Genomic DNA, 13,434 nt, shown 5'->3' with positions numbered 1-13,434 from the left:
AATGTATAAAAAGAAAATGTACAAATTTATTGAATAGGAGGAAGACAGATGACTAGAATAGAAAAACTGAATTCTGCCTTAGAAACAAAACATTTGGAAGCGATTGTTGTATTAACCGATTTTAATAGAAGGTATTTATCAGGATTCACAGGTACAAGTGGCGCGCTTGTTATTACAAAAGATAAAAACTTATTGATTACAGACTTTAGGTACATAGAGCAAGCAACTTCCCAAGCTACTCAATTTGAGATCATTAAACAAAAAGGTGGTCTCATAGAAGAAGTGAAAGCACAATTGGAAAAGTTAAACGTCCAGAATGTAGGCTTTGAAGGTGATTTAGTCAGCTATGATACATACTTACAATTAAGCAAATCCTACATTAGCTTAATCAGTGTTTCTGGTTTAATTGAAAAAATCAGAGAAGTAAAAGATGATAGCGAAATTAAACTTATTCAAAAAGCTGCTGAAATTGTTGATGAGACGTATGAGTATATCTTAACTGTTGCAAAAGCGGTATGACTGAACAGCAATTAAAAGCTAAATTAGAAAGTAAAATGTTAGAACTAGGCTCAGAAGGTACTTCATTTGATACAATTGTTGCCTCAGGTGTCAGAGGTGCGTTGCCACACGGTGTCGCAAGTGAAAAAGTTATTAATCAAGGTGAACTGATTACTTTAGATTTCGGTGCATATTATAAAGGTTATTCTTCTGATATCACACGTACGTTTGCTATAGGTGAACCAGATCCTAAACTCAAAGAAATATACAATATTGTCTTAGAAGCTAATATTAAAGGCATTGAAGCCGCTAAACAAGGTGTTACAGGCAAAGCTTTAGATGCTATCGCTAGAGATTATATTACTGGACAAGGATATGGTGATGCGTTTGGTCATTCCCTTGGACATGGGATAGGGTTAGATGTACACGAAGGACCCAATCTATCTAGAAAATCAGAAGCTAAATTAGAGATAAATAACTGTGTTACAATTGAACCTGGTATTTATTTAGACGGATTAGGTGGCGTTCGCATTGAAGATGACGTTTTAATTACAGAAAATGGTTGTGAATGCTTTACTAAATGCGCTAAAAACCTTATTATTTTATAGAAGACCTTATAATTGAGGAGGAAACTGAATGATTTCGGTTAATGATTTTAAGACAGGCTTAACAATTGCAGTAGATAATGGTATATGGAAAGTATTAGATTTCCAACACGTAAAACCAGGTAAAGGATCTGCATTTGTGCGTTCAAAATTACGTAATTTAAGAACTGGTGCTATTCAGGAGAAAACATTCAGAGGCGGCGAAAAAGTCGAAACTGCTATGATTGAAAATCACCGCATGCAGTATTTATATGCAGATGGTGATACACATGTTTTCATGGATAATCAAACTTTTGAGCAAACAGAATTAGCAGCCGATTATTTAGAAAATGAATTGAATTTCTTAAAAGCTAATATGGAAGTTCAAATTCAAACTTACGAAAGTGAAACACTTGGCGTTGAATTGCCAAAAACTGTTGAACTTACAGTAACAGAAACAGAACCTGGTATAAAAGGTGATACTGCTAACGGAGCAACAAAATCAGCTACAGTAGAAACTGGTTATACACTAAATGTGCCGTTATTTGTAAATGAAGGCGACACACTTATAATTAACACAGGCGATGGTAGTTATATTTCAAGAGGTTAACACTTATAAAAATAATCATATTTATTATTTTTAGTTTAGCCATATTTATTAATAACCTTTCCAATTCACGAAACGTTGGAAAGGTTATTTTATTTTTTCATTTTATAATAAACAAACGACTGTTATAGTAGTATTATTCAAAAGAATTTAAACTTTATATCAATTAATTACAATAACATGGCCCCATTCCATTAAAAAAACGTTATAATAAATAGAATTATCATTAAATTATATCTATATAGAACTTTATAAAGAATAAACACTTTATTATTGAAAGCATGTATATGCTTGAATTGAACATTTCACTAAAGTAAAATAAACTAGGTAAATGAAAACAATCTGAAGGAGTCAGTACTTATGAATTTTAAAGAAATTAAAGAATTAATAGAAATTCTTGATCAATCTAGCTTGACTGAAATCAATATAGAAGATAAAGGCAACGTTGTTAATTTAAAAAAAGAAAAAGAAACTGAAATCATTACACCTCAAATTTCACAACAACCAATGCAACAAGTTTCACCGCAACAAGGTGTAATGTCAGCTCCTGTAAACACGCAAAGTTCAGAGGAAGTAAATACAAACGCAGTGGAAGACAACTTACAAACAATTAATGCGCCAATGGTAGGGACATTTTATAAATCACCATCACCTGAAGAAAGTGCATATGTACAAGTTGGAGATTCAGTTACAAACGAATCAACAGTGTGTATCTTAGAAGCAATGAAATTGTTTAATGAAATACAAGCTGAAGTAACTGGAGAAATTGCTGAAATTCTAGTAGAAGACGGTCAAATGGTAGAGTATGGCCAACCGTTATTCAAGGTGAAATAATGAATAAAATATTAATTGCAAATAGAGGAGAGATTGCGGTAAGAATCATTCGTGCATGTCACGATTTAGGATTACAAACTGTGGCTATATACTCTGAAGGAGATAAAGACGCTTTACATACTCAAATTGCTGATGAAGCATATTGCGTTGGCCCAACACAATCTAAAGATTCTTATTTAAATATCCCAAACATTTTATCTATCGCAACATCAACAGGTTGTGACGGTATACATCCTGGCTACGGATTTTTAGCGGAAAATGGTGATTTCGCTGAACTATGCGAGGCCTGCCAACTGAAATTCATTGGACCAAGTTACGAATCTATCCAAAAGATGGGTATTAAAGACGTTGCTAAAGAAGAAATGAAACGCGCGGAAGTGCCTGTTGTCCCAGGCAGCGAAGGTCTTGTAAAGGATATCGACGATGCAAAAGGCATTGCCGATAAAATTGGTTATCCAGTTATTATTAAAGCAACTGCTGGCGGTGGCGGTAAAGGTATCCGTGTGGCTCGTGATGAAAAAGAATTGGAAACTGGCTTTAAAATGACACAACAAGAAGCGGAAACTGCGTTCGGTAATGGTGGTCTATATCTCGAAAAATTCATTGAGAATTTCAGACATATAGAGATTCAAATCATGGGTGATAGTTTTGGTAACGTTGTCCATTTAGGTGAACGCGATTGTACTATACAACGTAGAATGCAAAAACTTGTTGAAGAAGCGCCATCTCCAATTTTATCTGAAGAGAAACGTCAAGAAATGGGTAACGTCGCAGTCAGAGCGAGCAAAAGCTGTTAATTATGAAAACGCAGGTACAATTGAATTTATATATGATTTAGATTCTAATGATTTTTACTTCATGGAAATGAATACAAGAATCCAAGTTGAGCACCCAGTAACAGAAATGGTTACAGGTGTAGATTTAGTTAAATTACAATTAAAAGTTGCAATGGGCGAAAAATTGCCATTCAAACAAAAAGATATCAAAATAGAAGGTCATGCGATGGAATTCCGTATCAATGCTGAAAATCCATATAAAAACTTCATGCCTTCACCTGGTCAAATCACCCAGTATTTAGCACCAGGTGGCTTCGGCGTAAGAATTGAATCAGCATGTTATACTAATTATACGATTCCACCATATTATGATTCTATGGTTGCTAAGCTCATTGTGCATGAGCCAACTAGAGAAGAAACGATTATGACAGGTATACGCGCGTTAAGTGAGTATCTCGTTTTAGGTATAGATACTACGATTCCATTCCATATTCGTTTGTTAAATAATGAAATTTTCAGAAGCGGAGAGTTTAATACTAAGTTTCTTGAAAAATATAATATCATGGATGATCAAACTAAATAGGAGGTATGTGAAATGGTCAAAGTATCAGAAACCTCACATTCCAATTTAGGAAAAATAGAAATTGCACCTGAGGTATTAACAGTTATAGCAAGTATTGCAACAGCTGAAATAAAAGGGATACAAGGTCATTTTAAAGAATTAAAGGATAGTAGTATTGAAAGATTTACTAGAAAGCAACTGAGCAAAGGTGTTAAAGTTGATACAAGAGAAGATGGTATCTATATTGATGTCTATTGTTCATTGTCTTACGGTATCAATATTTCAGAAACAGCGAAAACAATCCAAAGTACCATTTTTAATTCTGTAACAACGATGACTACAATTGAACCTAGCCAAATCAATGTTCATATTACACATATTGAACCAACCAATTAAAATTATATAAGCAAATTTTACTTTAAATACATTTTGTAGATATGTAATAACGAATATTTCAATCTATTTGTTATTACGTTTCTCAAATGATTTACAAAAATACAATGCTTGAAGGAGTTTATAATGAGTCGAAAAGAATCCAGAACACAAGCCTTTCAAACTCTTTTTCAACTTGAAATGAAAAATAGCGAATTAACAATTGAAGAAGCAATTAGTTTTATTACAGATGAAAACCCAGACTTAGAATTCGATTTTATCAACTGGTTAGTAACTGGAGTAAAAGATCATGAAACGATTTTAGATGAAAAAATCCAACCATATTTAAAAGATTGGACACTAGACCGTTTATTGAAAACAGATCGCATTATTTTAAGAATGTCTACTTTTGAATTGTTACATAGTTCAACGCCACAAAAAGTAATTATAAATGAAGCTGTTGAATTAGCGAAACAATTCAGCGATGATGATCATTATAAATTCATCAATGGTGTATTGAGCAATATTGAATAAAAGAGTGATATAAAATGGCAGACTATTTAAGTGTTTCCGCATTAACTAAATATATTAAATACAAATTTGACCAAGATCCCCATTTACAATCTGTATTGATTAAAGGGGAACTGTCTAACTTTAAAAAGCATAGCAGTGGTCATCTTTATTTTAATGTGAAAGATAAAAACAGTGTCATTAGTGCAATGATGTTTAAAGGCAATGCTTCTAAAATTGATTTTGATCCTAAAGAAGGTGACGAAGTATTACTAGAAGCACGCGTTTCTGTTTATGAGCGTAGAGGAAATTATCAAATCTATGTTAATAAAATGCATATTGATGGGGTAGGTAATTTATACCAAAAATTAGAACAGTTGAAAAAGAAATTAACTAAAGATGGTTTTTTTGATCAAAATCATAAAAAGTTAATTCCTAAATTCCCCCAAAAAATAGCGGTGTTAACTGCGGGTACTGGAGCGGCAATTAGAGATATTCATACGACGATAAATAGTCGATATCCACTAGCTGAGCAAGTTCAAATTAATACTTTAGTACAGGGTGAACAAGCTAAAAATGATATAGTCGAAAAGATACAACAGGCTGATCAATTAAATGTTGATACAATTATCATAGGTCGTGGTGGTGGTTCTATAGAAGATTTATGGAACTTTAACGAAGAAGATGTAGTAAAGGCAATATATTTTTGTGAAACACCAATCATATCCGCTGTTGGACATGAAACTGATTTTACATTAAGTGACTTCGTAGCTGATGTACGTGTCGCTACACCAACACAAGCAACAGTAATGGCAACACCAGATCAATATGAATTACGTCAATATTTAAAGCAAACGAACCTTTCACTCACTCGTTTTATTAAACAACATATGCAACAACAAAGAAAACACTTGGAACATGTATCTTCATATTACAAGTTCCAAACACCAACTTTGTTATATGACCAACAAATTCAAAAACGTGATGATTTAGAAAAGCAGTTAAGCCTATCAATGAATTTAAGAATTAAAAATGAACAGCAACAATTGCAACTATTAACTAATAAGTTTAACTTGAAAAATTTCAAACAAAATATTAATAGAGAACAATTAACAAATAATCAAAAGCGTACAGATTTAAATAAAGTCATGAATAATTTTATTACCAATCAACAAAATAAACTTGCTAGTAAACTAGAAAGCTTAAATAATCTAAGTCCAACAAACACAATGTTACGTGGCTATACAATTGTGAATAAAGATGATGATGTAATAACAAGTACGAATGACTTAGCTGAAAATGATAACATTGTATTAACAATGAAAGATGGCGTTGTTGATGCACAAGTTAAGAAAGTAAGGTGTAAAGATGAGTAATAGTAATACACAAAGTTTTGAAGAAATGATGAAAGAACTCGAAGGCATCGTTCAAAAACTTGATAATGAAAATGTATCATTAGAAGAATCTTTAAATTTATATCAACGTGGTATGAAATTATCTGCAACTTGTGATGAAACATTGAAAGATGCTGAAAAGAAAGTTAATGAGCTCATGACTGATGAAAATGTTGAAAATGAGGAGACGATTGATAACGATGGAGAATAACAAGATGAATAATTTAATAGAAGAAATTAATCAAAAGTTATCTACAACAGTTCCAGAGTCTTCACTCAACACTAATATAGAAGAGAGTATGCGTTATTCTTTAGAAGCAGGCGGTAAACGAATAAGACCTGTCTTATTATTATTAACTTTAGATATGTTATCAAATGAATATAAATCCGGATTATCATCTGCCTTAGGATTAGAAATAGTCCACACATATTCATTAATTCACGATGATTTGCCACCGTTAGACAATGATGATTATCGTAGAGGCAAACTTACAAATCATAAAGTTTTTGGTGAATGGAAAGCGATACTTGCTGGAGATGCACTACTTACCAAAGCTTTTGAAATCATTACCAATGACTCAAATCTAACTGATACTGTTAAAATTAAGCTTGTTAAGCGTTTGTCATATGCGAGCGGACACTTAGGTATGGTAGGTGGTCAAGCTTTAGATATGCAAAGTGAAGGCTCATCAATAGATTTAAATACACTTGAAAAAATTCATAACGCTAAAACGGGTGCGCTACTTAAATTTGCAGTTATGGCCGCAGTTGATATTGCTGAACCAGAACAATCTGTGGCAGATTTGTTAGAAACATACAGTGAACATTTAGGTTTAATGTTTCAAATTAAAGATGATTTGCTAGATATCTATGGCGATGAAGCAAAATTAGGAAAAGCAGTAGGTAGTGATATCGAAAATGATAAAAGCACTTACGTATCTTTATTAGGACAAACTGGTGCAGAAGATAAGTTGAAGTTTCACGCTGATGCCGCTTATCAGTGCTTAAATGAATTACCGGAATCATATAATACTCAAGATCTTGAAGGTATTATTGAATTATTTAATAATCGTGAATCATAAATAGGATGCTTTAGATAATTATTTATAACGGTTCCCATCTTTAAATAATGTTCAGTTAATAAAATACTTAATAGCTCAAAGAATCATGCTACGTATATGTAGTGTGATTTTTTATTGAGTGAAAATATATTATTCAATAATTATTCATCAATTTAATGATTCTTTACATAATTTGCTGAAATTTTACAACTCATATTTGTATACCTTATAGTGACATTTTACTGATATATAGCATAATTAACGTGATATATTTAGCGATATTTCAAATTAACTTTAGTAGTAGAATTCTTATGCTTGTGGTAAAATAAATGTATAAATATTCGTTTACAGAGGTGCTATACATGGCTAAAAAATCAGTGAGACATATAAAAATACGAGAAATCATTTCAAATGAAAAGATAGAAACACAAGATGAATTAGTAAAGCGTTTAAATGAGTACGAATTGAACGTCACTCAAGCAACTGTTTCAAGAGACATTAAAGAGTTGCAACTTATAAAGGTACCGACTCCTGCAGGACAATATGTCTATAGTTTGCCAAATGATCGAAAATATCATCCTTTAGAAAAATTAGGTCGCTATTTAATGGATTCTTTTGTAAACATTGATGGAACAGGCAATTTATTAGTTCTAAAAACATTACCTGGTAATGCTCAATCAATCGGTGCAATTTTAGACCAAATTGATTGGGAAGAAGTTTTAGGAACTATTTGCGGTGATGATACTTGTTTAATTATCTGTAGAGATGATTCTGCGAGCGAAAAAATTAAGACACGCATCTTTAATTTATTATAAGTATAAGGAAGTGATATAAGGATGCTACAAACTTTATCTATTAAGCAATTTGCAATCATTGATGAATTAGAAGTGCATTTTGGTGAGGGCTTAACAGTATTAAGTGGTGAAACAGGTGCGGGTAAATCAATTATCATTGATGCAATTGGTCAACTCATTGGCATGCGTGCTTCTTCAAATTATGTAAGACATGGGGAAAAGAAATCAATTATTGAAGGTATCTTCGACATTGATGAGAGTAAAGAAGCTATTTCCATATTACGTGATTTATCAATTGATATAGACGAAGATTTTTTATTAGTTAAAAGAGAAATCTTTAGTTCTGGAAAAAGTATGTGTAGAGTGAATAATCAAATTGTTACACTACAAGACTTGCGAAAAATAATGCAAGAATTGTTAGATATACATGGCCGAGCATGAAACGCAATCATTATTAAAGCAAAAATATCATTTACAATTATTAGATAATTATGCAGAGGATACATATAAATCTTTGCTTGATGATTATGTGTCTACTTTTGATCAATATAAAGCTAAAAAGAAAGAACTTGAAGATTTGGAAACTGCGGATCAAGCACTGCTTCAGCGATTAGATTTACTTAAATTTCAATATGAGGAATTACAGGAAGCTCAATTAACTGATGGAGAAGTTTCACAACTTGAGACAGATATTAAACGCATTCAAAACTCTGAAAATTTAAGCCTAGCACTAAGCAATGCACATCTAACATTAACTGATGAACATGCAATTACCGATCGTTTGTATGAATTAAGTAACCGACTTCAATCAATTAGTGATATTTTGCCTGATAAATATGATCGTCTTAAAGAAGATGTAGATCAATTTTACTACACATTAGACGATGCGAAACATCAGCTATATGATGAACTCACAAACACTGAATTTGACGAACAGTATCTTAATGAACTAGAAGCTAGAATGAACGTCTTAAACAGCTTGAAACGCAAATATGGCAAAGATATTAGTGAGCTTATTGTTTACCAAGATAAATTGGATAATGAAATCAACAAAATTGAGAACTATGAAGAGAGTACGTCACAATTGCGTGAAGAAATAGAATCACTTTATGATAAAGTTTTCAAGTTAGGTAAAAAATTATCTCAAGAACGTCGTGTTGTAGCTCAATCACTGCGAGACAATATTGTGGATGAAATTCAAAACTTACAAATGAAAGACGCGAACTTAGAAATTTCCTTTAAACCATTAGATACACCTAACCGTGAAGGCATTGAATTTGTAGAATTTCTAATAAGCCCTAATAAAGGTGAACCGCTTAAAAGCTTAAATAAAATCGCTTCTGGAGGAGAATTATCTAGAATTATGTTGGCGCTCAAAACAATCTTTGTAAAAACAAGAGGGCAAACAGCGATTTTATTTGATGAAGTAGATTCTGGTGTTTCAGGTCAAGCAGACACAGAAGATGGCTCAGAAAATGAAAGACTTAGCACAACATATACAAGTAATCTGCATTTCTCATTTACCACAAGTAGCGACAATGAGTGATCAACATTTATTTATTAGTAAAGCTTCTAAAGATAACAGAACAACTACTCATGTTAAAGAATTAACCGGTGAAGAACGTATTGATGAAGTAGCAAGAATGATTTCTGGAGCAAGTGTTACTGAGCTTACACGTCAGAATGCTAAAGAAATGATAGAACAAAATCACCTTAATGATTAATAATGCGAACGTATAAATACTACTTTACTTATAGGGAAAGGTGTTGGTTTTCATGCAATATCAACATTTAATTGAACCGACTACAACTTTAAAAGGTAATATAGCCATTTTATATGCAAATGATGAAAAGATGCTTTCAGTCGTGATAGAAGCACTTACTTTAACAGATATAGAAGTGTTTTTATATGATACACATGATCTTACTGAAATTATTAGATCTTTTAATATAGACGCACGATTATTAAACAGAATTCACATTTATACATTTGATGATGAAAATGAATTATTTAAACAATGTGCACAAGATTTATCACGTGGTAAAGTTTCGATGTTAATGAAAGGTAATTTAACGTCTTCATCATTACTATCTTTTATTTTAAGCAATAAAAATTTTATAGAAAATCATGGTTTTCTAAGTCATGTCGCATGTTTCGATATACCAAATTATCATAAAACATTAATGATGAGTGATGTTGCTTTAAATATTTCACCTTCAGTAGAGGAAAAAAGACAAATTATTAAAAATTTGTCAGTATTTAGTAAGGCATTAGGTTATGAACAGTTTAAAGTAGGTTTATTATCATCTGTCGAAAAAGTTACAAGGAAAATCCCATCTTCTACGGATTCTGAAAAAATCAAAAATATTTTTAATAGAGATGCGGATGATTATTTAATTGTTGACGGTCCTCTAGCTTTTGATAATGCAATCAGCATGGAAAGCGTTATTAAAAAGAATATAAAGTCTACTGTAGTTGGTGACGTCGATGCTTTGCTTGTATCACATATTGATGTTGGCAACGCGTTATACAAGTCATTCACATACTTTGGTGGTGCACGTGTAGCAAGCCTAGTTTTAGGCGCAAAATTTCCAATTGTACTTACTTCTAGAGCTGATAATAAACAAAACAAACTTGATTCATTATTGTTAGCCCTAAAAGTTTTAAATTGACCTTGCTATGAAAGGCTCATTTTACTTGTTGCGATATAAAATAGGTTATTAATTTTATATTTTGTCTATTTGATGTAAAATATAAGTGGATATTATAAATAGTTTAATATAATCCTTTTATGTGCGATGACTTTTTCAAAGTTGACTATTTATTTCAATTTTGAAGCCGGTAATCTAGCCGTTGCATAATAATAAAATCTATGTTCCTTGAGCAGTTAAAGTTAATAACTTTCTATTTTATTTTCAATAAAGAAGGTGGGGCAATGTCTCAAATTTTAGTGCTTAATTTAGGAAGCACATCTTCTAAGGTTGCTATTTATACAGATGCGTATTGCAATTATAATGAAACAATACGGCATGACCTCGAAATTACTTCCTTAAATTTGATAGAACAAATCAAACATCGACGATTTGAAATTGAACGTTTTGTAAAAAATGTAGTCGGTGTGAATTTTAGTGACTTTGATGGCATTGCGTGTAGAGGGGGATTATTGAAACCCATACGTGGTGGCGTTTATACAATCAACGAAACGATGTATAATGAACTTCGAACATTTAAATATGGTGACTATGCATCTAACTTAAGTGGGGTTATCGGTTACGAATTAAGTCAAGATCTTCAAATACCTGTTTTTACAATTGACCCTGTAGTTGTAGATGAATTAATGGATATTGCTAGAGTTACAGGTATCAAAGATATTAAGCGAAGGTGTATTTTTCATGCATTAAACCAAAAAGCTGTTGCAAGCTTATATGCAAATTCATCCAGTAAAACTTATAAACAAGTTAACGTTATTGTTGCTCATATGGGTGGTGGTATAACTGTTGGCGCACATAAACAGGGTCTTGTCGTTGATGTGAACGAAGGCTTGCTAGGCGAGGGTCCTTTTAGTCCTGAACGGGCAGGTTCTATACCAAATGATTTGTTATATGAATATGGTTATAAACGCAATTTTACACCACAAGAAATGAATCACTTTTTGAGCAAAGAAGGTGGTTTTGTTAATATGTTTAAAACAAATGATTTAAAAGTGTTATCACATAAATATGAATCAGATAGTGATGTAAAACTAGCGTTTGATGCATTAGCATATCAAGTCGCGAAAGCGATTGGTGAACGCGCAATCGTTTTTAAAGGAAACGTTGATCAAGTTATCCTTACTGGCGGACTGAGTTATAATAAAATATTAACATCCTTAATCCAATCTTATGTCGATTGGATAGCACCGGTGACAATCTACCCCGGTGAAAAAGAAATGGACGCTTTAGCGACTCGCACATCGCTTGTTTTAGAAGGTATAGAAAGTGCTAAAGTTTATAGTTAGGAGTGCAAGCATGTCAGAAGAAAAATATGATTTAGTAATATTAGGCGGAGGTACAGCGGGTTATGTCTCGGCAATTCGAGCATCTCAACTAGGAAAAAAAGTTGCACTTGTAGAAAAGTCTTTACTTGGAGGCACTTGTTTACATAAAGGATGTATCCCAACAAAAGCACTTTTAAAATCAGCTGAGGTTTTGCATACAGTTAAAAACTCAAGTGAATATGGTGTTGATATAAATGATTTTAAATTGAACTTTTCGCGCGTTCAAGAACGTAAACATGAAGTCGTTAATCAAATGTTTAACGGTGTGAAACATTTGATGGACCATAATAAAATCGATGTATTTAATGGTACTGGTCGTTTATTAGGGCCTTCCATTTTTTCACCGCAAAGTGGTACAGTTTCAGTAGAATTTGAAGATGGTGAGTCAGAATTAATTCCGAATAATAACGTGCTAATTTGTACTGGTTCTCAACCAATGGAACTACCATTTTTGCCATTTGATCATAATATCGTTCTTTCTAGTGATGACATTTTAAATCTTGAGCAACTACCAAATTCTATCGCAATTGTTGGAGGCGGTGTAATTGGTTTAGAATTTGCATCATTACTAGTAGATTTTGGTGTCGAGGTATCAGTGATTGAAGTCGGAGATCGTATTCTACCAACTGAAAGTAAATCAGTAGCAAAAGTATTAAAACAAGAATTATCTAAGCGTGGTGTAACGTTTTATGAAAACACTCAACTAGGTGAAGAAAATATTGTAATTGATGAAAATAAGATAACAATAATATTAAATGAAAAGTCGGTTACATTTGACAAAGCACTCGTTTCGATAGGTCGTAAACCGAACACTGATGATATCGGCCTAAATAATACTAAAATCAAGTTGACTGATAAAAAGCACATCATCGTCAATGAATATCAACAAACTGAAGATAAGCATATTTACGTCGCGGGTGATTGTATCGGTAAATTGCAACTTGCACACGTAGGTTCAAAAGAAGGAATGATTGCGATTGATCATATGTTTGATGCATCGCCATTACCGATAGATTATCAAAAAATGCCAAGATGCGTTTATAGTCAACCCGAAGTAGCGAGTATTGGCAAAAATATAGAAGAAGCCAAAGCAGAAAATATTAAAGCACGCACAGTAAAAGTGCCGTTTAAAGCAATTGGTAAAGCTGTAATTGAAGACACACAAAATCAAAGTGGTTTTTGTGAAGTCGTAATCGATCAAGAAAATGATACTGTATTAGGGCTGAATATGATTGGACCTCATGTCACAGAACTGATTAATGAAGTGTCGTTATTCCAATTTATGAATGGCTCAACATTAGAACTTGGTTTAACAACCCATGCACATCCTTCTCTTTCTGAAGTGTTAATGGAATTAGGATTAAAAGTTGAGAATAGATCGATTCACGTTTAATAAGGAGGCAAT

The 13,434-nt window shown here is 32.5% G+C and carries 11 protein-coding genes and 3 pseudogenes; all 14 read left to right on the top strand.

The window, feature by feature from the left end:
- The first annotated feature begins 48 nt into the window (after window positions 1-48).
- The 14 genes and pseudogenes from ABLV95_RS05490 (at window position 49) to lpdA (ending at window position 13,422) form a co-directional block, all read left to right on the top strand.
- A pseudogene (locus tag ABLV95_RS05490) lies at window positions 49-1,106 on the top strand (M24 family metallopeptidase).
- Window positions 1,107-1,134: 28 nt separating this feature from the next.
- On the top strand, window positions 1,135-1,692 hold the full coding sequence (gene efp, locus ABLV95_RS05485) for an elongation factor P (protein WP_002507518.1): 558 nt from the start codon (window positions 1,135-1,137) through the stop codon (window positions 1,690-1,692).
- Window positions 1,693-2,049: 357 nt separating this feature from the next.
- A complete protein-coding gene (gene accB / locus ABLV95_RS05480; RefSeq protein ID WP_046465413.1) occupies window positions 2,050-2,523 on the top strand; it encodes an acetyl-CoA carboxylase biotin carboxyl carrier protein in 474 nt (157 codons plus the stop codon).
- Window positions 2,523-3,882, top strand: a pseudogene (gene accC, locus ABLV95_RS05475) (acetyl-CoA carboxylase biotin carboxylase subunit). The gene accB and the pseudogene accC overlap by 1 nt, the downstream one beginning before the upstream one ends.
- A 12-nt stretch (window positions 3,883-3,894) precedes the next feature.
- Window positions 3,895-4,257, top strand: a complete 363-nt coding sequence (locus ABLV95_RS05470; RefSeq protein ID WP_046465411.1) for an Asp23/Gls24 family envelope stress response protein — start codon at window positions 3,895-3,897, stop codon at window positions 4,255-4,257.
- 123 nt (window positions 4,258-4,380) lie between these two features.
- Entirely contained in the window at window positions 4,381-4,767 is a 387-nt protein-coding gene (gene nusB / locus ABLV95_RS05465) for a transcription antitermination factor NusB (RefSeq protein ID WP_427704378.1), read from the top strand.
- A 14-nt stretch (window positions 4,768-4,781) separates the two neighbouring features.
- A complete protein-coding gene (gene xseA, locus ABLV95_RS05460; RefSeq protein WP_460876581.1) occupies window positions 4,782-6,119 on the top strand; it encodes an exodeoxyribonuclease VII large subunit in 1,338 nt (445 codons plus the stop codon).
- Window positions 6,112-6,348, top strand: a complete 237-nt coding sequence (locus tag ABLV95_RS05455) for an exodeoxyribonuclease VII small subunit (protein WP_046465408.1) — start codon at window positions 6,112-6,114, stop codon at window positions 6,346-6,348. The genes xseA and ABLV95_RS05455 overlap by 8 nt, the downstream gene beginning before the upstream one ends.
- Window positions 6,338-7,219, top strand: coding sequence for a polyprenyl synthetase family protein (locus tag ABLV95_RS05450; RefSeq protein WP_427704382.1), 882 nt, complete (start codon window positions 6,338-6,340; stop codon window positions 7,217-7,219). The genes ABLV95_RS05455 and ABLV95_RS05450 overlap by 11 nt, the downstream gene beginning before the upstream one ends.
- Before the next feature lie 341 nt (window positions 7,220-7,560).
- On the top strand, window positions 7,561-8,013 hold the full coding sequence (ahrC, locus tag ABLV95_RS05445) for a transcriptional regulator AhrC/ArgR (protein WP_002507526.1): 453 nt from the start codon (window positions 7,561-7,563) through the stop codon (window positions 8,011-8,013).
- Between the two features lie 21 nt (window positions 8,014-8,034).
- Window positions 8,035-9,716, top strand: a pseudogene (gene recN / locus ABLV95_RS05440) (DNA repair protein RecN).
- A gap of 52 nt (window positions 9,717-9,768) precedes the next feature.
- Window positions 9,769-10,665 (top strand): phosphate acyltransferase, encoded by an 897-nt coding sequence (locus ABLV95_RS05435; RefSeq protein WP_460872674.1) that lies wholly within the window; start codon window positions 9,769-9,771, stop codon window positions 10,663-10,665.
- 263 nt (window positions 10,666-10,928) lie between these two features.
- Window positions 10,929-11,990 (top strand): butyrate kinase, encoded by a 1,062-nt coding sequence (gene buk, locus ABLV95_RS05430; protein ID WP_460876578.1) that lies wholly within the window; start codon window positions 10,929-10,931, stop codon window positions 11,988-11,990.
- A 10-nt stretch (window positions 11,991-12,000) separates the two neighbouring features.
- The gene (gene lpdA, locus ABLV95_RS05425; protein WP_460876576.1) at window positions 12,001-13,422 is read left to right on the top strand and encodes a dihydrolipoyl dehydrogenase; all 1,422 of its coding nucleotides are present in this window, start codon (window positions 12,001-12,003) and stop codon (window positions 13,420-13,422) included.
- The last annotated feature ends 12 nt before the right edge of the window (window positions 13,423-13,434 follow it).

This window comes from Staphylococcus sp. Mo2-1 (genome assembly GCF_046721385.1).
Lineage (GTDB): Bacteria > Bacillota > Bacilli > Staphylococcales > Staphylococcaceae > Staphylococcus > Staphylococcus equorum_A.
Note: the sequence above shows the minus strand (reverse complement) of the source record. Positions and strands in the feature narration are given on the sequence as shown.

Coding starts and splice junctions, on each gene's coding strand:
- nusB (WP_427704378.1), top strand. CDS start 4,381: ATGAGTCGAAAAGAATCCAGAACACAAGCCTTTCAAACTCTTTTTCAA.
- ABLV95_RS05470 (WP_046465411.1), top strand. CDS start 3,895: ATGGTCAAAGTATCAGAAACCTCACATTCCAATTTAGGAAAAATAGAA.
- ABLV95_RS05435 (WP_460872674.1), top strand. CDS start 9,769: ATGCAATATCAACATTTAATTGAACCGACTACAACTTTAAAAGGTAAT.
- ahrC (WP_002507526.1), top strand. CDS start 7,561: ATGGCTAAAAAATCAGTGAGACATATAAAAATACGAGAAATCATTTCA.
- xseA (WP_460876581.1), top strand. CDS start 4,782: ATGGCAGACTATTTAAGTGTTTCCGCATTAACTAAATATATTAAATAC.
- ABLV95_RS05450 (WP_427704382.1), top strand. CDS start 6,338: ATGGAGAATAACAAGATGAATAATTTAATAGAAGAAATTAATCAAAAG.
- ABLV95_RS05455 (WP_046465408.1), top strand. CDS start 6,112: ATGAGTAATAGTAATACACAAAGTTTTGAAGAAATGATGAAAGAACTC.
- accB (WP_046465413.1), top strand. CDS start 2,050: ATGAATTTTAAAGAAATTAAAGAATTAATAGAAATTCTTGATCAATCT.
- efp (WP_002507518.1), top strand. CDS start 1,135: ATGATTTCGGTTAATGATTTTAAGACAGGCTTAACAATTGCAGTAGAT.
- buk (WP_460876578.1), top strand. CDS start 10,929: ATGTCTCAAATTTTAGTGCTTAATTTAGGAAGCACATCTTCTAAGGTT.
- lpdA (WP_460876576.1), top strand. CDS start 12,001: ATGTCAGAAGAAAAATATGATTTAGTAATATTAGGCGGAGGTACAGCG.